This window comes from Desulfoplanes formicivorans, from assembly GCF_001748225.1.
Lineage (GTDB): Bacteria > Desulfobacterota > Desulfovibrionia > Desulfovibrionales > Desulfomicrobiaceae > Desulfoplanes > Desulfoplanes formicivorans.
Genome location: NZ_BDFE01000020.1, coordinates 355,174 through 377,008 on the forward strand (window position 1 = coordinate 355,174; position 21,835 = coordinate 377,008).

Annotated in this window: 21 protein-coding genes; 12 read left to right on the top strand and 9 right to left on the bottom strand. The window is 55.9% G+C overall.

Annotated elements, in window-relative coordinates:
• The first annotated feature begins 63 nt into the window (after positions 1 to 63).
• From DPF_RS13175 to rlmN, 4 genes are all read left to right on the top strand, one after another.
• Entirely contained in the window at positions 64 to 1,731 is a 1,668-nt protein-coding gene (locus DPF_RS13175) for a PAS domain-containing sensor histidine kinase (RefSeq protein ID WP_176724275.1), read from the top strand.
• A 70-nt stretch (positions 1,732 to 1,801) separates the two neighbouring features.
• Positions 1,802 to 2,191: a response regulator gene (locus DPF_RS13180; RefSeq protein ID WP_083254724.1), complete on the top strand. Its 390-nt coding sequence runs from the start codon at positions 1,802 to 1,804 to the stop codon at positions 2,189 to 2,191.
• Positions 2,192 to 2,250: 59 nt separating this feature from the next.
• Positions 2,251 to 3,348, top strand: coding sequence for a response regulator (locus tag DPF_RS13185; RefSeq protein ID WP_069860181.1), 1,098 nt, complete (start codon positions 2,251 to 2,253; stop codon positions 3,346 to 3,348).
• 55 nt (positions 3,349 to 3,403) lie between these two features.
• Positions 3,404 to 4,516 carry a 23S rRNA (adenine(2503)-C(2))-methyltransferase RlmN gene (gene rlmN, locus DPF_RS13190; protein ID WP_069860124.1) on the top strand — a complete coding sequence of 371 codons (1,113 nt, stop codon included), beginning with the start codon at positions 3,404 to 3,406 and terminating at the stop codon, positions 4,514 to 4,516.
• On the opposite strand, the gene DPF_RS14190 is transcribed toward rlmN, so the two are convergent.
• Together DPF_RS14190 and DPF_RS13195 are read right to left on the bottom strand one after the other, a co-directional pair.
• Complete coding sequence (locus DPF_RS14190; protein ID WP_176724276.1) at positions 4,500 to 4,661, bottom strand: hypothetical protein; 162 nt, start codon at positions 4,659 to 4,661, stop codon at positions 4,500 to 4,502. The genes rlmN and DPF_RS14190 overlap by 17 nt on opposite strands.
• Before the next feature lie 159 nt (positions 4,662 to 4,820).
• Positions 4,821 to 5,480 carry a LexA family transcriptional regulator gene (locus DPF_RS13195; RefSeq protein ID WP_069860125.1) on the bottom strand — a complete coding sequence of 220 codons (660 nt, stop codon included), beginning with the start codon at positions 5,478 to 5,480 and terminating at the stop codon, positions 4,821 to 4,823.
• Positions 5,481 to 5,705: 225 nt separating this feature from the next.
• On the opposite strand from DPF_RS13195, the gene crcB reads away from it, so the two are divergent.
• On the top strand, positions 5,706 to 6,077 hold the full coding sequence (gene crcB, locus DPF_RS13200; RefSeq protein ID WP_069860126.1) for a fluoride efflux transporter CrcB: 372 nt from the start codon (positions 5,706 to 5,708) through the stop codon (positions 6,075 to 6,077).
• Positions 6,078 to 6,166: 89 nt separating this feature from the next.
• Here crcB and DPF_RS13205 read toward each other — a convergent pair whose 3' ends face one another.
• The gene (locus tag DPF_RS13205) at positions 6,167 to 6,469 is read right to left on the bottom strand and encodes an HPr family phosphocarrier protein (protein ID WP_069860127.1); all 303 of its coding nucleotides are present in this window, start codon (positions 6,467 to 6,469) and stop codon (positions 6,167 to 6,169) included.
• A 239-nt stretch (positions 6,470 to 6,708) separates the two neighbouring features.
• On the opposite strand from DPF_RS13205, the gene DPF_RS13210 reads away from it, so the two are divergent.
• Positions 6,709 to 7,236: a cysteine hydrolase family protein gene (locus DPF_RS13210; protein WP_083254725.1), complete on the top strand. Its 528-nt coding sequence runs from the start codon at positions 6,709 to 6,711 to the stop codon at positions 7,234 to 7,236.
• A 368-nt stretch (positions 7,237 to 7,604) separates the two neighbouring features.
• Here DPF_RS13210 and DPF_RS13220 read toward each other — a convergent pair whose 3' ends face one another.
• The 3 genes from DPF_RS13220 to DPF_RS13230 all read right to left on the bottom strand — a co-directional run bounded on the left by DPF_RS13220 (position 7,605) and on the right by DPF_RS13230 (position 10,786).
• Positions 7,605 to 9,029: a nicotinate phosphoribosyltransferase gene (locus tag DPF_RS13220; protein WP_069860130.1), complete on the bottom strand. Its 1,425-nt coding sequence runs from the start codon at positions 9,027 to 9,029 to the stop codon at positions 7,605 to 7,607.
• Between the two features lie 355 nt (positions 9,030 to 9,384).
• Positions 9,385 to 9,684 (bottom strand): HU family DNA-binding protein, encoded by a 300-nt coding sequence (locus tag DPF_RS13225; protein WP_069860131.1) that lies wholly within the window; start codon positions 9,682 to 9,684, stop codon positions 9,385 to 9,387.
• Positions 9,685 to 9,880: 196 nt separating this feature from the next.
• On the bottom strand, positions 9,881 to 10,786 hold the full coding sequence (locus DPF_RS13230) for a VgrG-related protein (protein WP_141721139.1): 906 nt from the start codon (positions 10,784 to 10,786) through the stop codon (positions 9,881 to 9,883).
• A gap of 411 nt (positions 10,787 to 11,197) precedes the next feature.
• On the opposite strand from DPF_RS13230, the gene DPF_RS13235 reads away from it, so the two are divergent.
• On the top strand, positions 11,198 to 12,577 hold the full coding sequence (locus DPF_RS13235) for an MBL fold metallo-hydrolase (RefSeq protein WP_069860182.1): 1,380 nt from the start codon (positions 11,198 to 11,200) through the stop codon (positions 12,575 to 12,577).
• A gap of 79 nt (positions 12,578 to 12,656) precedes the next feature.
• Here the strand turns inward: DPF_RS13235 and DPF_RS13240 are convergent, their stop codons facing one another.
• Positions 12,657 to 13,976 carry a malic enzyme-like NAD(P)-binding protein gene (locus tag DPF_RS13240; RefSeq protein WP_069860133.1) on the bottom strand — a complete coding sequence of 440 codons (1,320 nt, stop codon included), beginning with the start codon at positions 13,974 to 13,976 and terminating at the stop codon, positions 12,657 to 12,659.
• A 143-nt stretch (positions 13,977 to 14,119) separates the two neighbouring features.
• Here DPF_RS13240 and DPF_RS13245 point away from each other — a divergent pair, with 143 nt between their 5' ends.
• The 3 genes from DPF_RS13245 to DPF_RS13255 are packed head-to-tail and all read left to right on the top strand — an operon-like array spanning position 14,120 to position 16,737.
• Entirely contained in the window at positions 14,120 to 15,682 is a 1,563-nt protein-coding gene (locus DPF_RS13245) for a glycosyltransferase family 9 protein (protein ID WP_069860134.1), read from the top strand.
• The gene (locus DPF_RS13250; protein WP_369689600.1) at positions 15,679 to 16,341 is read left to right on the top strand and encodes a DUF8043 domain-containing protein; all 663 of its coding nucleotides are present in this window, start codon (positions 15,679 to 15,681) and stop codon (positions 16,339 to 16,341) included. Before DPF_RS13245 ends, DPF_RS13250 begins: the two co-directional genes overlap by 4 nt.
• A gap of 54 nt (positions 16,342 to 16,395) precedes the next feature.
• The gene (locus DPF_RS13255) at positions 16,396 to 16,737 is read left to right on the top strand and encodes a hypothetical protein (RefSeq protein ID WP_141721140.1); all 342 of its coding nucleotides are present in this window, start codon (positions 16,396 to 16,398) and stop codon (positions 16,735 to 16,737) included.
• A 179-nt stretch (positions 16,738 to 16,916) separates the two neighbouring features.
• On the opposite strand, the gene DPF_RS13260 is transcribed toward DPF_RS13255, so the two are convergent.
• A complete protein-coding gene (locus DPF_RS13260) occupies positions 16,917 to 18,227 on the bottom strand; it encodes a hypothetical protein (RefSeq protein ID WP_069860136.1) in 1,311 nt (436 codons plus the stop codon).
• A gap of 397 nt (positions 18,228 to 18,624) precedes the next feature.
• Here DPF_RS13260 and DPF_RS13270 point away from each other — a divergent pair, with 397 nt between their 5' ends.
• Together DPF_RS13270 and DPF_RS13275 are read left to right on the top strand one after the other, a co-directional pair.
• A complete protein-coding gene (locus DPF_RS13270; protein ID WP_069860138.1) occupies positions 18,625 to 19,863 on the top strand; it encodes a glycosyltransferase family 9 protein in 1,239 nt (412 codons plus the stop codon).
• Positions 19,864 to 19,993: 130 nt separating this feature from the next.
• A complete protein-coding gene (locus DPF_RS13275) occupies positions 19,994 to 21,274 on the top strand; it encodes a CgeB family protein (RefSeq protein WP_069860139.1) in 1,281 nt (426 codons plus the stop codon).
• Positions 21,275 to 21,627: 353 nt separating this feature from the next.
• On the opposite strand, the gene DPF_RS14255 is transcribed toward DPF_RS13275, so the two are convergent.
• Positions 21,628 to 21,835, bottom strand: a 208-nt coding sequence (locus tag DPF_RS14255) for a transposase (protein WP_141721141.1), incomplete at its 5' end; no start/stop codon positions are given.

Consider the following 21,835-nt stretch of genomic DNA (forward strand, 5'->3'; position numbering starts at 1 on the left):
CGATCAAGGTCCAATACAAAAACGGGGTCCGTGGAATCTCGGTTGAGCAAGGATGGCAAAGCGTTGTGCGATTTGGATGACAAGCGCGAACAGCAAAGGCAGTTGCTTGAGAGCATTTATTACGGGGCCAGCACGGCCATGTTCGTCATTGAGGTGACAGAAGATGGAGATTTTCGGTATGCCGGTCTCAATCCTGCCCACACGCGGATATCCGGTCTGAGCGAGGCGCAGGTTGTCGGCAGAACTCCCGAAGAGCTTGTTCCGCTCATCACGCCGGATATAGCAGCAGGCCTTCGGGCAAACTACGAACGTTGCCTGTCGGCAGGTACGATCATCGAATACGAGGAGTGCCTTCCCCTTCAGGGCAGGGAAATCTGGTGGCTGACCCGTCTGAATCCCCTGGTGGACGAGTCGGGATCCATTTACCGGATTATCGGGTGCAGCACGGACATCACCCGGCAGAAGAAGACCGAAAAGGAACTGGCTGAACATCGCGGGCAACTTCAGAAACGGACCGCTGACGAAGTGCGCAAATTATTGCGTGCGGTGGAAGAAAGCCCGGCTTCGGTGGTGATCACCGACAGTCATGGTAATATAGAATATGTAAATCCCAAATTTTGCACGGTCACGGGATACCAGGCAGAGGAGGTGCTCGGCCAGAATCCGCGCATTCTCAAGGCCGGTATCCAGGATGGTGACCTGTACCAGGATATGTGGCTGGCCATATCAAGCGGTCGGGAGTGGAAAGGCGAGTTCTGCAACCGGAAGAAAAACGGGGAACTGTATTGGGAACGGGCGTCCATTTCCCCCTTGCAGGATCCGGACGGTACCATCACCCACTACGTGGCCGTGAAAGAGGATATTACCGAGGAAAAGCGCATGGCCCAGGAGTTGGAACGGGCCATGGAAATGGCCCAGGTTGCCAGCAGGGCCAAGAGCGATTTTCTGGCCAGCATGTCCCATGAGCTGCGTACGCCCCTCAACTCCATCATCGGCTTTTCCGAAGTGCTGCGGGAGCAGTATTTCGGTCCCCTGAACGCCAAGCAACTCGAATATGTGGAGGACGTTCTTTCCAGCGGCCGGCATCTGTTGGCTTTGATTAACGATATCCTGGATATCGCAAAGATTGAATCCGGCAAGCAGGTGCTCCAGCAGGAAGTTGTGGACATCGTCAACATCGTGGAAACGGGCATGGTCATGATCCGGGAAAAGGCAGCGCATCATGCCATCCGTATTCAGACGAGATTTTGCAAAAAGTGTCGGGAACAGGGGTTGTACGCGGACAAGAGAAAACTCAAGCAGGCCCTGTTCAATATTTTATCCAATGCCGTGAAATTCACGCCGGATGGTGGGTCCATTGAAATCGCCGTGGATTTTGTCGATCCGGACGCCGGGGACGTTGCGTTTCCTGCGTGGTTTTCACCGGACATGGCCTCGGCCGTCACCCGGCCAAGCATTGTCATCAGTGTGTCCGACACGGGCGTTGGCATTGCAGCCGAAGACCTTGCTCATGTTTTCGAGCCCTTTTACCAGACGCGGGAAGGAGCTCTGGTCAAAACGCCTTCCTCGGGATTGGGGTTGCCCATTACCCGTGAAATCATGATCCTGCACGGTGGCAATGCGTGGGCCATGAGCGATGGACCGGGCAGGGGAAGCCGGTTTGTCCTGCAGCTGCCCTTTGTTCCCGAAGATCGGCAGGAATGTGAATGTCCGGATAATGGTGGGCAGTGATGACAGTGAATCCGGTCCGCAGGGTTCGTGGCCTTGTAACAACAAGTAATTCCCGGGAGGAATGTGAATCATGAGCATGAAGGTCGTTCTGGTTGTCGAAGACGACGAACTCAACCTCAAACTGGTCAGGGAGCTGTTGGAATTCAGTGGATTCGAGACCCTGGAAGCCACCAATGGTCTCGAGGCCCTGGCAATGATACGCAAGGAACGGCCTTCTCTTGTTCTCATGGATATCCAGATGCCGACCATGGACGGCCTTGAGGCCACCAGGCGCATCAAGGCTGATGCCCAGACCCGGGACATCCCGGTCGTTGCTCTGACTTCCTCGGCCATGAAGGGAGACAGGGAAGCCATTCTGGCGGCAGGATGCGATGCGTATATGAGCAAGCCCATTGATATCCATCGTTTGCTGGACCTGATCAAAGCCTTTTTATCGGGATCAGGGAACAATCCTGCATGAGCAAAAAGTCCGGGTTCTTTTTGGTGAAGGGACAGGTACGAAGTGGCTCCGGAGGAGTGATGAAAGATCGACCCGTGGTATTTGTTGTAGATGACGAGCCGCAGAATCTGCGCCTCATGGAAGCCATGCTCGTCCCGGAAGGGTATGAGGTTGTTTTGGCGGAAGATGGTCCCCGGGCCCTTGAAATGCTTGAGACCATTGATCCTGATGTGTGTTTGCTGGATGTGATGATGCCTGGCATGGACGGGTATGCCCTTGCCAGAGAGCTGCGAGCGCGTGAAGCCGCACGCACGGTGCCCATTGTCATGGTCACGGCCCTGAATGATGTCAGGGATAGGGTCAGGGCCCTGGAGGCCGGGGCGGACGATTTTCTGAGCAAGCCTGTTGACCGGTCGGAACTCACGGCCCGGGTGCGTTCACTGGTCAAGGTCAAGGCCTACAACGATCACATGAAGGAGTATCAGCAAAAACTCGAGGCGGCCGTTCAGGAGCGGACCCGTGAACTTCAAAAGGCCAATGCACGCATTGAGGCAGCCTCTTTGGATACCATTTATCGTCTTTCACGGGCAGCCGAGTACAAGGACGAGGAAACCGGTGGCCATATCAAGCGCATGAGCCATTATGCCGCAGCCGTGGCCCGGCAACTGGGCCTGGGCGAAGCTACCTGCAAACGGATTCTCTATGCCGCTCCCATGCATGATGTGGGGAAGATCGGTATCCCCGACCGCATTTTGCTCAAGCCCGGCAAACTGGATGCCGAGGAGTGGAAGGTCATGAAGCGGCATACGCTTATTGGCGGGGCCATCCTTGCCGGTTCGGATACACCGCACATTCGTCTGGCCCGGGTCATTGCCATGACCCATCACGAAAAATGGGATGGCAGCGGTTATCCCAACCAGCTTGCTGGCGAGCAGATTCCCCTTGTGGGGCAGATTACGGCCATTGCCGACGTGTTCGATGCCCTGACATCGCGCCGTCCCTACAAGGAGCCGTTTTCCCTGGAAAGGTCCTATGACATCATTCGACAGGGACGGGGGACCCATTTCGCCCCTGATGTTGTTGATGCGTTTTTTCGTGTGCAGGAGGAAATTCTGGAGATCAAGAAACGGTTTCAGGATGAGGATGAAAGTTTGCTGGTGGCGATGAACGCATTCTGATCCCGGTGGGATCGGTATCCGGGCAATATGTTGCAAGATTTTAACCGGAATTTTCATGGAAGAACAGCAGGATTGCACAACAACGACAGTGCCGGTTTTCCAGTTGACCTGTGATGAGCTTACCCGGGAGTTGCGCACCCGGTTCAACAAGGGCGCCTATCACGGACAGGCCCTGTATCGCCACGTCATGCAGCACGGGCAAAGGGACGTGACAACGATTGATGCCTTCAAACGGTCCGGTGATCTGGCCGACAGGGTGCAGGCCGTACTCGGCTGGGCAACGGGAAAGATCACCGATACGGTCAATGAAGGTGAGACCATAAAGTTTGTTACCACCCTGGATGACGGGGCCCGGATCGAGTCCGTGATCATTCCCATGCGGGGATACTCCACGGTGTGCGTATCCTCCCAGGTGGGGTGCAGACAGGGGTGTGTGTTTTGCGAGACCGCAGGCATGGGGTTTGTGCGGCAGCTGACCGCAGAGGAGATCGTGGCCCAGGTTTGGCGAACCCGGCACGTCATGGGACATCCGGTGCGCAACGTGGTGTTCATGGGTATGGGCGAACCGCTGGATAATCTCGACAATGTCATGCAGGCGATTCGGGTGATGCAGGATCAGCGGGGACTGGATATTCCGTTGCGGCGCATGACCCTGTCCACGTCCGGACGTGTGGACGGCCTCAAACGATTGGCCGAAGCCGGGCTGACATCCATCCGTCTGGCCATTTCCCTGAACGCAGCCAACAACGAGCTGCGTTCCCGCATCATGCCGGTGAACAAACGTTTTCCACTGGATCAGCTCCGACAGGCCCTGCGAACGTTTCCCCTGCCGCCCAACAGGGAATTTTTCATCGAATACGTGATTTTCAAGGGAGTCAATGGCAGCCGGGATCATGTCCGAGACCTGCTCGCGTTCATCCGTGATCTACCGGTGCGGGTGAACGTCATTGGCTACAACCCGGGGCGCAACGCCCGGTTCAAGGCCCCTGAGGACAGGGACCTGCTCGCTTTTGCCGGATATCTGCGTGAGCATGGGGTGCATACCCGCATCCGGTGGAGCAAGGGACGGTCCATTATGGCCGGGTGCGGGCAATTGGCTGCAGAACGGGGCACAGGAGAGCATGCCACCGGCACGCATGGCAATCAGCCGGTTATCGCAATTGATTGATGTCCAGTCTGCGTCCGCAATGGGGACAGGTGGATATGGTTTTGATGTCACCGATGCTGGGCCAGAAAAGCGGGATGAACAGGTTGTTCTGAAAAAGATATTGGACCCAGAACAGATATCCGCATTCACAGAATCTTTTTTGCATGATGTTTCCTCGACAGTCTTGTTAAATAATATTAACAGTGTGGACAAAAAAAACAAGGGCAAAGGGGCACCCACCCGGGACAAACAGCTGCTTGTGCTGGTGCACCGCAAGGGCGGGGCAAGTCCGGTACGCAACAGGGGAAGCCGCAGGGGTTTTGTTCTACCGGTATTCCCGGCAGACCCAGAGAATGCGACCCAGAACCCGCAGGGTTTCGAGTTCGTCCCCCTGAAGGACAAGCGGGGCATAGCTCGGATTGGTGCTGATCAGGGCTATGCTGCCGGGCTGGCGTTCGACCCGTTTGATAAGCAGGCTGTCCCCAACGCCCAGGGCGTAGATCGCTCCCGCATGCACGCTGGTCTGGGAGTGGTCGATGAGAACCGTGTCCCCGTCCCTGAGTTCGGGCTCCATGCTGTCCCCGATGATGTCCATGAGGACCATGGTCTCGGGATTGCCCTTGGTCCTGAGCCATGATCTGGAAAAAACCATGGTATCCCTGACCATGGCGCTGGTTTCAAAGGAACCCCCGCCTGCGCAGAGTTTGGCGGCAACCCTGGGGATGGCCATGGTTGTTGTGGCGTGTTCGCCACGCAGGTATTGTTCCCCTTGTCCCTTGAGCAGCCAGCGCGGGTTCAAACCATACAGCTCGGCCAGCTTGAGAGCCCATTTTTCCGGAACCCTGCCTTTTTTTTTGGCCATGCTGATGGCGGCCCTGTTCACGCGGAGGATCGATGCCAGGGCTATCTGGGTTTCGATTCCCGTAGCCGTGAAGGTTCGGTGGAGAAAGGCCTCCACGGGAGTTGGAGCGGAAAGGGTGGGCATGACAGGTCCTTGATGGTTGTTGTGTTCAATTTGTTTAACAAGCGCGGCACAGGTCGTCAAGGGTTTGTTGACACGTCCTGTTTCCTGACTACATTGTCACGGCTGCATCAGGTCCATGGTCAGGTCCGTATTTCCCATCAAACGGCCCACCAATTGTTTTCCGCGCGTTGCACCAGGATATCGCCTGGTTGATGGCCCCACCGGCCTACAAGGAATCCCGTGTTGATGAAATTTCTGTTCATTGCCCTGGCCGGAGGCCTGGGGGCGCTTTGCCGGTATGTTCTGGCCGGAGTCGTTCAAGAAATGGCTGGACAGTCTTTTCCGTTGGGAACGGCGATTGTCAATATTCTCGGGTGCTTTTTGTTCGGATTCATTGTGACCCTGATTGATGAGCGCATGGCCCTGCCTCCCGGAATCAAGCCCTATGTGCTTACGGGATTCATGGGGGCTTTTACCACCTTTTCCACCTATGCCTTTGAAACGGCATCCCTGATCCGGTATTCCCAATGGCTGCTTGCCACGGCCAATGTGCTCGGACAAACCGTTCTCGGGCTTGTCTTTCTTTTTGTGGGCATGTTTGTGGCCCGGGCCATCTGAGAAAGGTTTGTCCCGTTATCGCATGTTCGGGATCAGAAGGTTGTTGGATCAGGTCGCTTGAGACGCCCGGCGTGGTGTCGGTTCAGCCCTCATTCCTGGGAAGCGATGTCCTCGCAGTAGCGCTCAAACAGCGCGTCGAGTGTGTCCATGGCCTCCACGGCATCCTGCCCGCACACCTTGATGGTGATGGCTGCCTTGTGGGGAATGGCCAGACACAAAATGTCCAGAATGCTCTTGGCATCGGCCTTTTTGTTGCGATCAATGATCCATATCTGGGCTTTGAATCGTTGTGCGGTTCGGGCGATGATCGCTGCAGGCCGAGCGTGAAGTCCGAGTTTGTTCTTCACGCGGAGAGATCGTTCCACAACGGTATGGTTGCTGACTTCGTGCATGGCTTTGAATGCGTCCTTGTTGAGATGAAAGAGGCATGGCGGGGGTAATCGCCGGATACCCTGCCCGTATAGCAGGGGAGATGCCAAGTTTCGAAGTTGTTGAAGTCAGTGATTTCAGCGGGCTACGTCATCAGGATGTATGGGCACGTTCACAAGTGTCCCGTTTTTTTACACGGTGTGCAGGATCATGACACCCTGCTGGCTGGTGGTTCATGTGTGTCCATGAAAGGAGGATGGTCATGCAACAGGCTCTTTTGATTGTTGATATGCTCAATGATTTTGTCCTTCCCCACGGTTCGCTTGCAGTGCCTGGCGCGCGGCATATCATTCCCGGAATCAGGCAGTATCTTGAGCTGTTTCGCCAGAAAGCATGGCCGGTGTTTTTCGTATGCGACGAACATGAACCGGATGATCCGGAGTTCATCCGAATGGGGTGGCCTCCCCATGCTCTTCGGGGAACACCCGGAAGCCAGGTGGTGGACGAACTCGCTCCGCTGCCCGGAGAACATCTGGTTGCCAAACAGCATTATTCCGCCTTTTACAAGACAGATCTGGAAGAGACACTGCAACGGCTTGGCGTGCAGGAAGTGATTGTGACGGGAGTTGTGAGCAATATTTGCGTGCTGTACACGGCAGCAGACGCCGTCATGCGCGGCTATGGGGTTCGCGTGCCTGCTTCGTGTGTGGCCGCACTGACTCCGGAGGAAGGTGCCTTTGCCCTGCGTCAGATGGAGCAGGTTCTGGGAGTCACTGTCGAAAAGGAATGAGCATTTTGCATGGTGAGGATGCGGTCCTTGTTCGAGATGGAGTACTCCTCACCGGTACAACTATCCATGTAGAGTGGGAATCCGGATTGAAAAAGTTGCAGGGAGATCCGTTTTCCCGTCTTGTACGGAGGATGCAGGACCGCAGACATTCCCCTCCGTCCAAGTATACAACAAACTCCCTTTCTCTTGTCTGTAAATATAATTTGGGATTTCGTCCACCCCAGAAAAAGAGAGGAACCAGTGATATCTTCATTGGTTCCTCTTTTTTTGGGGACTTCTTTTGAAGCAGCGTGCGGTTGGCTGGGGGAGAGGACACTTTGGCCTTCACGTTCCAGACAGGCCGCACATACGCTTTGCGTTACCGGTTGCTATTGTTGCAGTTCCCGCAGGAGGCGTGTTCGCAGGTCGTTGAGTCCTGCGGTGATGGCCACCTTGTACAAATGGGGGTTCAGCAGTCGCAAGGAACCTTCGGGAAGACGTTCGAGTTGGGAAACGCACCGGTCGGCCAGACAGGCCAGATCGGATTCATCCCTGACTATGGATCCGTTTTCCATGACCGTGTGCCGGATGGACTCGAAGCGGACGTTGTCCGGAATGATCCTGCTGCGTAACAGCGGGGCCGTGGGGTCAAAGACGCGGTCGCCGGGTTGGGGAACTTCCCGTTCCAGGGAGATGACGTCCATGAAGAAGCTGCCATCGGGGTTGATCAGCCGCCAGAGTTTTTTACGGTCCGGCAGGGTCAGCTTGGAAGGATCATTGGTGATTTTCAGCTTGGGAAGCCCATTGCACCAGGCCAGCTTGTACACCCCGCCCAGTGCCCCTCCGCCTTCTCCCGCGCAGGTGGCAAGACGGGTCCCCACACCCCAGATATCCACGCATCCACCTTCGCGGTTGACCGAGTCAATGACGTATTCGTCCAGATCGCTTGATGCCGTGATGAGCACATCGGGAAATCCGGCTGCGTCAAAGGCCTTGCGGACTTCCTTGCTCAGATAGGCCAGGTCTCCGGAGTCGATTCGGATGCCCAGAAGTTTCTCGCCGCGTTCGCGCATTTCTCGGGCAACCGTAATGGCATTGGGCAGGCCGCTTTGCAATGTGTCATATGTGTCAATGAGCAGAATGCAGTTTTTGGGGAAACATCTGGCATAGGCCCGAAACGCGGTCAGCTCGTCGGGAAAGCTCATCACCCAGCTGTGGGCATGGGTGCCCTTGACCGGAATGTTCAGATCCTTGCCTGCCCAGATGTTGCTGGTACTTCGGATACCCCCGATATAGGCTGCCCGGGCAACGCTGAGACCGCCGTCCGGCCCCTGGGCCCGGCGAAGGCCGAATTCGAGGACACTTTTCCTGCCGGCCGCCGTGGTCACCCGGGCGGCCTTGGTCGCCACCAGGGTCTGGAAGTTGATGCAATTGAGGAGGGCGGTTTCAACATACTGGGTTTCCGCCAGGGTCCCTTCCACTGTAACAAGGGGTTCCCGGGGGAAAACGCACGTACCCTCGGGCATGGCAGTCACCTTGCCCCGGAAGCGAAAGTGTTTCAGAAAATCGAGAAATTCGGGGGTGAATTCATTGAGGCCTCGCAGGTAGGCAATGTCGTCATCCCCAAATTGCAGGTTTTCCAGGAAATCAAGGGCGGGCTTGAGTCCGGCAAATACGGCATAGCTTCCCTGGAAGGGAGGCTTGCGGAAATAGAGATCAAAGGTGGCCGGCGTTTCATGGATACCTTCGGCAAAGTATCCGGCGAGCATGGTTAATTGGTAGAAGTCGGAAAAAAGCGGCGAATAAGTCTGCATGATGGTGAATCCAGGGTTGGGATGGGTGGGAAAAGTTCGGCGGAATGAACGTTCCGCCTGAATGCGTTGACGCGGGAGAATAGACGGCATTGATGCGGTGGTCAATCAAAGAGGCCCGGCACAAGGTATTGTCCTCATTGATTGACTATTGCATTGCCGGGTTCCTGTCCGGTCCCGGCAATGGCTTGTGCGACCCTGAATCCGTCATTATGGGAGGAATTGTCTGCTCGCGTCGGAACGTGCCTGCAGGCCTTTTGGCAGGCGGTGCTGGGTCTTGCGTACAAACAATGGTCGGCAGTCATGCTGCCAAAAGATCTGTTGTGGCAACCTTTTTGGCCTCACCATTGTCAGAGGATCATACGTTTTTGGTGATGAAATCGAGGGACTTGACGGTTTCCCGCAGGAATTTGCCCGGGCTGAACTTGACGGTTTTGCGGGCGGGAATGGTGATCTCCTCGCCTGTTTGGGGATGGCGGCCCTTGTGCTCGGTCCTATCCACCACCTTGAGGGAACCCACGCCGGGAAGCTGAATGTTGTCCCCTTTGGCCAGGCTTTCCGTGAGGATATCAATCATGGCGTTAACGGTTTTGCGGGCTTCCTCGGACGTGCCGCCGGTCTTTTCCTGAAGCAGGGCAACGAGTTCGGTCTTGTGCATGGATGGTGTCTCCTTGGTCGGTGGGAATGAAAGGCTCGGCTCCTTCACGATACATGGTCATGGGTATGGAGACAAGAACATATTTTTTCCCGATGGTCATCTTGGTGACAACAGGGGACTCCTGTCCACGCGATACCCGGTACATGGGAGAGGCGTACACGGTATCACGCGCAAGAAAGGGTGTGCGGAGAGGGGGTCAACCAATCATTGAATCAAGAAGATGGCGGGCCAGAAGGGCTTCCTGATTCAGGCGGCTGGTAACGGCGGCTTGAACCCGGCTGGAGGAGCTGGAAAACCGGGTTTTTCTGATGGTGTAGATTTGATCCAAAAGGCGTGCGGCCAGATCAGACGAATCGTCCAGATCGAGGTTTTCCAACGCCTGCTTGAAGATGTTCCCGGCTCCTGTGGGACCGTGCTGCACGGCTGTGGAGAAGATGACTTCCCGAAGCGGGGCCGAGAGGAGATGTTCCTTGATCCCGGTGTGTTGCAGAATGTTTTCCAGAGCGGGCAGATAATGGGTTTTGGTGATGAAGCGGTGCTGGATATCGGCAAAGAGATCGGAATCTTCCCGGGCAATGGCCTGCCAGGCCGAGGGCATGGCCCCTTGGGTGCTGCCGGTGTCGGCCGGTCCTGCCTGTTCCAGCCGCTTGGCCCAGGCAGGGATTTCCTGGCGCAGGAAATCGATGAATTGGTCCATGGTTCCCTGACGGGAAGAGATCTGATATATGCCATAGGACGTTCCGCCATGTCGGTCGTAACCAATGGCGTCACACTGCTCTTGGGACTCGAAAGGGCGTGAAAGCATTCCCCGGGGCATGAACGGCTGGCTTTCCTGGGCGTTGACTTCGTGTTCGGCCACTTTCTCCCGGGCCAGCTTGTCTACCTTGGCCCGGGCATGGTCCAGCTCGGGCTCGGGGTTTCGGGATTCCTGCCGGACCTTGCCCGGAGCGGTCTGGTGGGGGGACATCAAGGATGTCACCGGATTGTCCTGGTGGCCTGAAAGTTTGGACAGGGTTGCCAGCACTTCAAGATTGAGGGTCTGGGAAAGGAGATCGGTTCCCGGTTCGGTCGGGGTGCCGTTGTCCAACAGAGCATTGGCCATGGCCATGTCCATGCGGGTCCGGATTGCCTCCAATCGCTGTGCAAACGACGTATCCGGTGTTTGCCCATGAAGGTGACGGTTTTTCGACATCCCTGGGATGTCTTTGTAGCTATTTGGATTAATTGTAATAAAAGTAGGTTTGCTCATTGTCTCAACCTGAAGGATCGTGGATGGGGACAAATCAGCAAAAATCGGTCCACAGGTTCATGGCAGGCTGCATTGGAGGGATCGCGGGACAGGCAGCACATTGGCCATCTTCATGAAAAAAGTGGGGATCGGCCTTGCCAAGGAACCTGGAAGCGCTCACAATACAAATACATCGTCGGCAAGTCCGGTGGATATCCGTTGGATATCAGGTCGCATGCCGGTCACATCAACAGCCAGTTGCAGCTGCATATGGAGGATACACTCATGTACTTCAAACAGATCACGGTCAATGGCCTGGGCTGTCTTTCCTACATCATCGGTTGTCCCCGGGCGAAGGTCGCCTGTGTGGTCGATCCCAAGCGGGATGTGCAGGAATATATTGATATTGCCAGGGAAAACGGCATGAAGATCACCCATGTTTTCGAGACCCACATCCATGCCGATCATATCAGCGGGAATCAGGAACTGCGTCAGCGTACCGGGGCTGCGATCTGTTATATGGAGGATTCGCCGGTCACCTTCGAGCATACCGTTCTTCACGAAGGACAGGTCATGGACTTCGGCAGTGCCAGGCTCGAATTCATCAAGACCCCGGGGCATACTCCCCATTCCATGTCCATTGTGGTCACTGATTTGTCCCGCAGCAGCGAACCCTGGTTTGTGCTCACCGGAGACTGTTTGTTTGTGGGGGATATCGGACGTCCGGATCTTGCCGGCAAAGAGCTCATCGACGAGCAGATCCACAATCTTTACCATTCCCTGTACAACAGGCTCGGGGCGTTGCCGGCCAGTCTGGAAGTCTTTCCCGCCCACGGCGAAGGCTCCTTGTGCGGCAAGGGCATGAGTTCCAAGTCCAGTTCAACCATCGGGTTCGAAAAGGTCAGCAACCCCATGCTGACCCTCACCAAAGAGGAATTCATCCGGAAGATGAAACAGGGCTTTCCCGAGCGACCCAAGAGTTTTCATCACATCATCGAGACCAACCGCACCGGGGTTCCCCTGCTTGATCGCTGCCCCGTGGTCACGGACATGAGTCCCCGGCAGGTCAAGGATCTTGTGGACAGGGGCGCTGTCGTCCTGGACACGAGGGATACGGCCGCGTTCGGCGGCGTGCATATTCCCGGGTCCATTAATATCGGGTTTGCCAAGCAGACGGCCAACTGGATCGGCATGGTCATTGATCCGTCTTCGGAGCTCATTCTGGTGGTCACGGATACCAAGGCCTACCAGGACATGGTTGTTCAGCTGCATCGCATTGGCTACGATAATATCATTGGCTATCTGTACGGGGGCATCGCTGCCTGGCAGGAGGAGGGCTATCCCATTGATCAGCTCTGGCAGATTTCTGCATCAAGGCTGCATGCCAAACTGGAAAAGGGGGGCGGTACATATTTCTATGATGTGCGCACCGATGGGGAATGGGCTTCCGGACACATAGAAGGAGCACATCATTTACCCTTGCCCCAACTTCTTCAGAATGTTCCGGACATACCCAAAAACGAGGAAGTCATTGTTACCTGCGGGGTGGGGTACCGGGGCAATATTGCTGCGAGCTATCTGCAAAGCCAGGGCTTTGCGCATGTCCACAGTCTGGCCGGGGGCATGGCTGCCTGGGTGAACAGTGGGCTGCCCTTGGTCGAGTAGGCAAAGAGGTTTACCTGTCCATCCAAAAAAGCCGCCCCTTGGGGCGGCTTTTTTGCGGGAAACAATGGCCGATGGCAGGCTAGAACTCCAGGTCGTAGCTGGCAATGGCGGTTTGAATGCGCTGCTGGGAGGCACGCATTCTTGTTTCGAGATCCGCCACATAGGCGTCCATGTCCAGGGTGATTCGTGCAACCCCGGAATCAATGGCAGCCTGGGCCACGGCCGGGGCCACATGCAGGATGAGGCGGGGGTCCAGGGGTTTGGGCAGAATGTAGTCCGGACCGTAGGTCATGGATTCCATGCCGTAGGCATCCAGAACCTCCTGGGGGATTGGTTCCTTGGCCAGCTTGGCCAGGGCCTTGGCCGCTGCGATTTTCATTTCTTCGTTGATGGTGGAGGCCCGTACATCCAGGGCACCACGGAAAATAAAGGGAAATCCGGAAACATTGTTGATCTGGTTGGGATAATCGGATCGTCCTGTGCCCATGATGCAGTCGGGGCGTGCCTGGCGGGCGGCATCAAAGGTGATCTCGGGATCAGGATTGGCCATGGCAAAGATGATGGGCTGGTCGGCCATGGATTTGACCATGTCCTGGCTCAGGATATCCTTGACCGAGACGCCAAGGAACAGATCCGCTCCCTTGATGACCTCTTCCATGGTCCCGTAATCCTTGTCCTGAGCAAAGAGAGCCTTGTAGGGGTTCATGCCGTCGCGGCCCTTGTAGATGAGTCCCCGGGAATCATACATGTAGATGTTTTCGTTGCGCACACCCAGGCTCTGGTAGAACTTGGCGCAGGCAATGGCGGCAGCGCCTGCTCCGGACACAACCACCTTGATATCCTCTGCCTTCTTGTTGCTCAGTTCCAGGGCGTTGACCAGGGCTGCGCCGGAGATGATGGCGGTCCCGTGCTGGTCGTCATGGAAGACCGGGATGTTCAGGGACTCGATGAGTTTTTCCTCAATGTAAAAACATTCTGGAGCCTTGATGTCTTCCAGGTTGATCCCGCCAAAGGTCGGCTCGAGCATGGTGCACAATTCAATGATCTTGTCCGGATCGGGCTGGTTGACGTTGATGTCGTAGACATCCACATCGGCAAAGACCTTGAACAGGACGCCCTTGCCTTCCATGACCGGTTTGCCGGCCATGGGGCCGATATTGCCAAGACCGAGCACGGCCGTGCCATTGGAAACCACGGCCACGAGATTGGCCTTGTTGGTGTAGTCGTAAACCCGGGAAGGATCATTCTTGATGGCCAGACAGGCCTGGGCCACGCCAGGTGTATAGGCCAGGGAAAGGTGTTTCTGGGTCGCACACGGCTTGACGGGAATGACCTCAAGTTTTCCCTTGCGCCCTTGTGAATGGTAGTCCAAAGCCTCTTGATTGGTAAAAAGAGCCATAGATCCTCCGCATTGTTGGTAACGAGTGTTTGATAGGGTTGCAGTGTGATCGGGCAAGACCAGCCTTGATCTGCCTGGTGATCACAAAGCAACAGACCTTACTCCAGATTGTCAGGCAATTCAATATGGGGTAGTGGGGCCAAATGCGCACAACAATAGTCATCAATCTGACCCGGTTTGGCGATCTGATCCAGACGCAACCCGTGCTTGGCGGGTACAAGCGACAGGGGGATCGGACCGTGCTGGTCTGTTTGGAGCAATTTGCCAAGGCAGCCGAGCTGCTCATGGATGTGGATCGCGTTGTTGCCTTGCCGGGAGCGCGGCTTTTGGCAGACATTGATTCCCGGTGGACAGCTGCCCTGCAAACCCTTTGCGCTGTTGTTGGCGACGAAAGTCATGGAACGACGGCCCATGTTGTCAACCTGACGCCGAGTCTGAGTTCACGGCTTTTGGGACATCTTTATGCGCCGTCCGGGCAGCTTGGTTTTGGGCTCGATGATCACGGGTTCGGTCTGTATTCTTCGCCGTGGGCCAACTATCTTCAGGCAGCTTCCCGGCTTCGGGGGTGCAGTCCTTTCAATCTGGTGGATGTTATGGTTCGGGTGGCCCATCTGCCCTGCATGGGGGACAGACCCCGGCTCAAGGAACCGCAACCGGAAATCCTTGCCTGGTGCGTTGATCGCCTGCAGGAACACGCTCCCCGTGGATGCAGGGGATTTGTGGCGTTGCAGCTGGGTGCCAGCCAGGATACGCGGCGCTGGCCTGTGGCCTATTTTGCACGCTTGGGAAGTCATATATGGAACCGGCACAGGCTGTGTCCGGTCCTTGTTGGCGCCCCGAACGAGAAATCCTTGAGTGAACGCTACGCTGCCATGAACCGTGCTCCCGTGGTTGACATGGTGGGGCAAACAGACCTTGCCCAGCTGGCTGGCGTCCTGGGCCAGACCAAACTGCTGGTTACCAATGATACCGGGACCATGCACATGGCAGCCGGCCTTGCCGTTCCCATTGTGGCCCTGTTTCTTGCTACGGCTCAGCCCTGGGATACAGGGCCGTATCAGGAAAACTGCCTTTGTCTGGAGCCGGACATGGATTGCCATCCCTGTTCCTTTTCCTCGTCTTGTGAGCGTGATCATGCCTGCCGAAAGGCCATCAAGCCCTCTCTGGTGGGTGAGCTGGTGGACGATTTCCTTGCCACGGGCATCTGGTCCGTGCCCGCCCACAGGGGGGCTAGGGGGTGGAAAACCGTGTTACATGACAACATGATGGATCTGGTCGCCCTTACGGAAGACAGGCAGGATCGTATTGCGTGGGTCCGCATCCAGCAATGGTATTATCGTCAATTCCTTGACGGAAAACCGCTTGCGCCCTTTGCCCATGTCTATCCGTTGAGCACCGAGGCCCGGGACGAGATTGCAGGCACCCTGAATCGGGCCCGGGGGCTGCTCCATTTGTTTCGAGAACAAATCCTGTTGGTGCGCAGGATGCCTTCGCCGGCCATGAACAGGAAATTTATGCTCACATGGCAACGGATTCAAACAAATTTTGAACAAAGTCCATGGCTTGGGATCCTTGGTCTTTTGTGGACCTATCAGACGCAAGACGTAAGTGCCGAGTCCATGGAAGAGCTGTTGGCCCTGCTTGCCAGGTATGACCGGCTTGTTGGTTCATTGGGTGAATATGTGGCTGCCAGTAAAACGGCATGAATTTTGATATTGATGTCCGTGATGTCAATATTTTCCCCTGTCATGCACGGGTCAAGGAGGAACAACTGATGATTATTATCGACGGGCAGCAATCGGAATATGCCGCGAACCATTTTGAAAACCTGGAGGAATTGCTCGACAAGGTCACCCAGGACGAACACTTCCAGGATCGGATTATCACGGATGTGCGGCTCAATGACGAGATTTTTTCTGAAATCTATCCCCACCAGGCCGAGGATATCGAGCGGGATGAACTCCAGAAGGTGGAGATTGTTTCCGTATCCAAGTTGGAGATGGGCCGGCAGATTGTCAAGGAAATGACCAAGGTTGTTTCCCTCATGAGTCAGGGAGCCAGGCAGATTGCAGACCTGTTCCGGCAGGCCGAGGATCTGGAAGCCCTGGCTACCTATCAGGACCTTCTGGAAGTGGCCCGGGATTTTCTGAACATGGTCGGCAGTCTGCAGGAAGAGCTTGGTCTGTCAGGCAGTAAGGATATGGACGAAGTCCTTGCAAGCTTTTCAAGTTTGCTGACCGAAATGATCGAGGTCCAGGAAAACGAGGACTGGGTGCTTTTGGCCGATCTTCTGGAGTACGAATTTCTGCCTGTGGTCGAAAAATGGCTGCCCATCATTCATGATGTGGACAAGAGCCTCCAGTAGGTTCCTTTCCCTTTTTGGGTTTCAGACGGATGATGTCTTGCCATGGGTTATGGTATGAAAGATACGGATACACTTGTTCAGCAGGCCTTTGATCTTGGGGAGCTGGAACTTGCCTGCCTGCGGGCAGGCGACATGAACCAGGCCGGCTCCATGGCCCGGGAACGCAAGGCTCTTGTGGAGCGTCTATGCGCCTTGAAGGCGCACGCAGGGCTTGCCCGCAAGCTCCGGCAGCTGCAAAAGCAGCAGACGCGTCTGACCCATGAGGCCCGTGAACTTCAGGAACGTCTGAAACAGGAACTCCTGAGGGTGCGGGGTCAGAGCAAACGGTATGGCGGGTATCGCAATGCCGCGACCGTTACCTCTCCGTCCAGCCGTTTTCTCAACAAACGGGGATAGCCTTAGGCCTGCCCAGGTATTCCTGTTGCACAATATCATTGGACAAACCGACCCATACTGCTGTTCCGGGTCGGTTTTGCCGTTTTGGGCACCATGTCCGTTACCGTGTGGCATGAAGAAGGGGCGGACGTGTTCCAGTGATTCCCGGAAGCTTGATGCAACGGGGTTGAGCCATCGCCTTATGGCAAGCTCTGTTTGACACGGCCACGTGCGACACAGAATTGCAAAAAGCCCGCTTCGGCCGACAGGGAGAGAACAATACAGCATGCCACCACGACCACCCCGGGAAGATTCAGGAACAGGGGCAGGGTGAGCATGGATCCCACCAGAACCGATGCGCTGACCATAACGGCATAGGTGACGGTTGTGGTGTGGCGGTTGCTGACCAGAATGCCGCGAAACCAGGCAATGGTCACGGTCAGCAGGGGAACCATGGCGAGAATGAGCAAGGGCGAACGGACAAAGGAGAGCAGGTGATCGGAAAGGCCTGAAACCCACCCGAACCAGAGCCAGCGGAGTGGTTGGGACAGGGCTGCAGAGAAAAAGCACAGGGTCAGGGTCAGCCCCAGAATCCAAGTGAACTGTTGGAGCTTCGGATACCCTCCCTTGCGGGGAAGCAGGGCTACAACCGCCTCCTGGTAGGAAAAACACGGGGTCTGAAACAAGGCCATGAATCCCGTGAGCACCGGCCAGATGGCCAGGGATTCCAGGGGATGGTCCATTCTGGCCAGTCCGATGGACATGATCGGCTGGACGGCCAGGGCGATCATGGAGGTCAGGGCCAGGGGAACATAGAACCCGAGAAGCCGTCTCCATGTGAGCACCTGGTCAGTGCTTGTCGGGATTTCACGGGCCACCACATTGCGGGCAAAAAACCAGGTGACAACAGCTCCGGTAATGACTCCGAGGCTCAAGGCCATGGCGCCCAGACAGGCACCCGGAAGAACAGGAAAGACACTGCCGACCCCCAGGGTAATGGCAATGGCCACCAGTCGGCTTGTCATGGTCAGGGGGATGATGGATGTGTGGCCGTAGCCGATGAGGATGCCCTGCCAGAGGCGCCTGTAGGCGATGGCAACGGTCCAGGGGGTCATGATCAGAAAGGCGGACCGGGTGGTTTCCACGATTTCTTTTGGCGCATGAATGATCCCGCAGACAATGCCGTCGAAAAGCGGGGTGATGGCAACCAGCAGATGCACAAGGGAAAGGGACCAGCCCGCAAGGTGGGTAAAGGCAAGAAGTCGGTTGTACGATTGCCTGTCCTTGGCCAGAACATTGGCCGCCGAAAGCAGCTGGATGATGGGGGCTTCAATGATCAGGGAAAGGGCAAAGGTCAGCCCGAAGGCGGCCAGATTTTCCTTGATCCCGGGCAACCTGGCTATCACCGCGGCAATGGCCGGCTGTTCAACGCCCATCATCAGCCACACCAGGGCCAGGGGAAGCCAGAATCGGAAGATGAGGGGCAGGGTGAGGGTGTCGTTTTTGGGCATGGTCGAACAGGAACAGGGCTTGTACGATGCGCCTGCCCAATTGTCTTGTGCAGGCTGTTCGGGTGGTTATGTCTGGTGTATCCGTATGTTGGCAGTCATGTGCTTTGGAATGTTCGTGCATCCTGTGCAGGGAGGCAAGCTGCGGGTGCTCTCAGGGATTTACAGGGCGCTTTTGGCGGGAGCCAGCCTTAGAGGAACCCGGGTGCATTGGCAAGCCGCGGCAGGCATACATGATTTGTTGATGGGCGCGTATTTGGCTTTGGGTGGCATTGATGGTAGTTGTACCGGGCCCAAGGGATACAGGGCGTAGTGGGGTGAGTGTTTCAGGCCCTGCGTTCGCTGGTTCCGGGCTGGATAGGGTGATTTCACAAACAACAGGTTGTTTCCGGAGGCGATCATGGCAACCTCTCTGGTCATTCAGCTCGCACGGTTCGGGGATCTGGTGCAGACCAAGCGCCTTGTTGCCTCGTTGACTTCCAGGCCGGGTGATGAGGTGTGCCTGGTTGTTGATCATTCCCTGCGTGAACTGGCCAAACTGCTTTATCCCCATGTCGGGGTATACAGTATTCAGGCCCATGGCGGTGGTCACGTTCAAGACAGTACCTTTGTGCGGAAGATGATCGCTTCTTGCACCGAGCTCCGCGCACTTGATGCCGATTGCGTGTATAATCTCAATTTTTCAGGCTTGAACATGGCCCTGTCGTCTTTGTTCGATCCGGGCATTGTTCGGGGATACCGGCTGGAACAGGGGCAGTGGCGCAAGGATGCATGGGCTCACATGGGCTTTCGCCTTGCAAGCCGCAGGCAGAGTTCCCCTCTCAACCTGGTGGATCTGTGGGCCGGGTATGCCCGGGATCCCATTGATCCCGCAAAGGTCAATCCCCCTGCCACAGCCCATGGAGGGGGAATCGGCGTGGTTTTGGCCGGTCGGGACCCCCGTCGTTCTCTGGATACCAGGACGCTGGCTCTTTTGACGTCGGCGGCCCTGGAGCGCGTTGGTCACGGTCCGATTGTCCTTTTGGGAACCCGGGCCGAATCCCGCATGGCCAGGGACCTGCAGTCTTTGCTTCGTCCAGCCGTGGCCCGGGAGGTCAGCGATCTGACCGGAAGGACCCATTGGCAGGGATTGATGGAGCATGTTCAAAAGCTGGATCTGCTTCTTACTCCTGATACCGGTACCATGCATCTGGCCGCTCATCTGGGTGTTCCGGTCATGGCCTTTTTCCTGGCATCGGCCTGGTGTCACGAGACCGGGCCCTACGGAAAGGGGCATGTGGTGGTCCAATCGGTCCAGGAATGCGCTCCATGCAAGGAGGGACACAGGTGTCCGCATCAGGTTTGCTGCGTCGCGTCCTTTGCTTCGCGTTCCCTGCTCCGCTATGTTTCCGGGCGATCAATCAGGGACTGGCCCCGTGACCTGGCACTTTATGCATCCGGATTCGACAGGCTGGGTAGTGTTTTTCACGTCCTTGCCGGTGACGACCTGGCCCGGGATGAACGTGCTGCCTTGCGTGAGCTTGTAACCATTCACAACCATCTCAAAACCTTGCTCGACCATCCAGCATCTGACGATCTTCTTAAAAGATTGTATCGGGAAAAGGATTGGATGGTGCATGCCTCCGGCACGGTTTGCTGATGGGAGTCATGGCAAGCGGTCTTTTTTTTCGCACATCCCAATACGTGTGCATGGCTTTGGTTTCGAGAACCCATGATTTCTTCTGCAACGACCGGGTGTTGCCGGTCGTTCTGCCCTGCGAGCAACCATGATGACCACATCCTCTTCCCTCCGTGTTCTTGTTATCCTGCCCTTTTACGGCGGTTCCCTGCCCATTGGCCGTTATTGCGTGAGTGCGTTGCGATCCATGGGCCATCTGGCGGAACCCTTTGAGGCTCCCGACTTTTTTGACGGATACAATGCTTTGGAAACCCTTCGGGTGGGCATGGACCGGCTGGAATACCTGCAAAACAGTTATCTTCAGCTTGTGTCCACGGCCGTGCTGGCCAAGGTGGAAACGTTCGAGCCGGACCTTGTTCTGGCTCTGGCCCAGGCTCCCCTGAGCAGGCAGGCTCTGAAACGGTTGCGCCGGGACAGGGTCCCCACGGTCATGTGGTTCGTGGAGGATTATTCCGTGTTCACCTATTGGCGCGGCTTTGCTCCGCTGTACGATTATTTCGCCATCATCCAGAAACAGCCTTTTGAACAGGAACTGGAAAAGATCGGAGTGACCAAACATCTCTACCTGCCCCTGGCTGCCCAGCCTGATTTTCATCAGCCGGTCCCCCTTACGCCTGCCGAACAGCGGATTTATGGCAGTGACATTTCTTTTCTGGGGGCCGGATATCCCAACCGGAGGTTGGCCTTCAGGGAACTGCTTGGGTATGATTTCAAAATATGGGGCAACGAATGGGATGGAGAATCGGCATTGCAGGGGGTTGTGCAGCGCGACGGGGCCAGGATTTCTCCCCAGGAGTGCGTCAAGATCTTCAATGCCACAAAGATCAATCTGAATCTGCACTCGTCCATCAAGAAGGATACCCTTGTAGGAGACGGTGATTTCGTCAATCCCAGAACCTTTGAGCTGGCCTGTTGTGGTGGATTCCAGCTTGTGGACCGCCGGTCGCTTTTGCCCGAACTTTTTGCCGAGGACGAAATGGCAACCTTTGGCAGCATGGAGGAGTTGTTCCGGAAGATTGACCATTTTCTGGCCCACCCCCAGGAACGTGAACGTTTTGCCAAACGTGCCCGGGATCGGGTACTTCGGGACCACACCTATGCGGTGCGCATGCAGACCCTGATCGATTACATTGCTGCGGATCGGGCCGACTGGCCTGCTAGGCGTGATGATGCTGCAGGCTGGGCAACCCGACTGGATGAGGACCTGCGCAGTGAACTGAAAGGTCTGCTTGAACGGTTGCAGCTTCCCCTGTCCTCATCCTTCAAGGATATTGTCTGGGCTATCAGGCAGCAGCAGGGCAGGCTTTCCCGGGTGGAAACGGCCATCCTGTTCCTAGATGAATGGAAGAAACAGTATGGAGGGGAAGAATAGGATCGTGGAGTCAAAGCGTTGTTGGTTGGCTGACTGTTCATTTCATGACGGCTCGATCAAGTGTGTCTCTCCCGGGAAAGATAGCGTTGTTGCAGGGCCAGTGTGCGTGGTGCACAGGGAGCCCTTTGTTACCGTGAAGGGTGCGAAGGAACGCGAAAAAAGACGTTGATCGGCCTGCTGATTGTTTGTGAGCCTTTTTTCGGACCCATTGCGGCTTCATGTCTTGCTGTATGCCCATCCTCCCATTTGCCAACCCCATCCCTCTTAGGTATGAACCTTTGATCCATCGACGATTTTATCTCATCACATCCCTTGCAGAGGATGTGTCCAAGGAATGATCTCGACTTTCGGAGTTAATCACTGACAACTAATTGAATGTTTTTATTGACAATAAATGAATTTTTACCGGCGAAATTATCCATATTAGTTTGAACTGTCTCCAAAATTTTGTTGAGGATATTTGCCGGGCCTTGGCATCCTCTTTCCAGTTCAAGGTGTTGTTTAGCCGTACGGAAAAAAACTTCAATGTCCCAACGCCGACCGTAAATCCGTACTATTTCC

Bases quoted from the DNA above. Each gene is read 5' to 3' on its own strand.
- DPF_RS13180 (WP_083254724.1), top strand. From the start codon at position 1,802: ATGAGCATGAAGGTCGTTCTGGTTGTCGAAGACGACGAACTCAACCTC.
- DPF_RS13185 (WP_069860181.1), top strand. From the start codon at position 2,251: ATGAAAGATCGACCCGTGGTATTTGTTGTAGATGACGAGCCGCAGAAT.
- rlmN (WP_069860124.1), top strand. From the start codon at position 3,404: ATGGAAGAACAGCAGGATTGCACAACAACGACAGTGCCGGTTTTCCAG.
- DPF_RS14190 (WP_176724276.1), bottom strand. From the start codon at position 4,661: ATGCAAAAAAGATTCTGTGAATGCGGATATCTGTTCTGGGTCCAATAT.
- DPF_RS13195 (WP_069860125.1), bottom strand. From the start codon at position 5,480: ATGCCCACCCTTTCCGCTCCAACTCCCGTGGAGGCCTTTCTCCACCGA.
- crcB (WP_069860126.1), top strand. From the start codon at position 5,706: ATGAAATTTCTGTTCATTGCCCTGGCCGGAGGCCTGGGGGCGCTTTGC.
- DPF_RS13205 (WP_069860127.1), bottom strand. From the start codon at position 6,469: ATGCACGAAGTCAGCAACCATACCGTTGTGGAACGATCTCTCCGCGTG.
- DPF_RS13210 (WP_083254725.1), top strand. From the start codon at position 6,709: ATGCAACAGGCTCTTTTGATTGTTGATATGCTCAATGATTTTGTCCTT.
- DPF_RS13220 (WP_069860130.1), bottom strand. From the start codon at position 9,029: ATGCAGACTTATTCGCCGCTTTTTTCCGACTTCTACCAATTAACCATG.
- DPF_RS13225 (WP_069860131.1), bottom strand. From the start codon at position 9,684: ATGCACAAGACCGAACTCGTTGCCCTGCTTCAGGAAAAGACCGGCGGC.
- DPF_RS13230 (WP_141721139.1), bottom strand. From the start codon at position 10,786: ATGGCCAATGCTCTGTTGGACAACGGCACCCCGACCGAACCGGGAACC.
- DPF_RS13235 (WP_069860182.1), top strand. From the start codon at position 11,198: ATGTACTTCAAACAGATCACGGTCAATGGCCTGGGCTGTCTTTCCTAC.
- DPF_RS13240 (WP_069860133.1), bottom strand. From the start codon at position 13,976: ATGGCTCTTTTTACCAATCAAGAGGCTTTGGACTACCATTCACAAGGG.
- DPF_RS13245 (WP_069860134.1), top strand. From the start codon at position 14,120: ATGCGCACAACAATAGTCATCAATCTGACCCGGTTTGGCGATCTGATC.
- DPF_RS13250 (WP_369689600.1), top strand. From the start codon at position 15,679: ATGAATTTTGATATTGATGTCCGTGATGTCAATATTTTCCCCTGTCAT.
- DPF_RS13255 (WP_141721140.1), top strand. From the start codon at position 16,396: ATGAAAGATACGGATACACTTGTTCAGCAGGCCTTTGATCTTGGGGAG.
- DPF_RS13260 (WP_069860136.1), bottom strand. From the start codon at position 18,227: ATGCCCAAAAACGACACCCTCACCCTGCCCCTCATCTTCCGATTCTGG.
- DPF_RS13270 (WP_069860138.1), top strand. From the start codon at position 18,625: ATGGCAACCTCTCTGGTCATTCAGCTCGCACGGTTCGGGGATCTGGTG.
- DPF_RS13275 (WP_069860139.1), top strand. From the start codon at position 19,994: ATGACCACATCCTCTTCCCTCCGTGTTCTTGTTATCCTGCCCTTTTAC.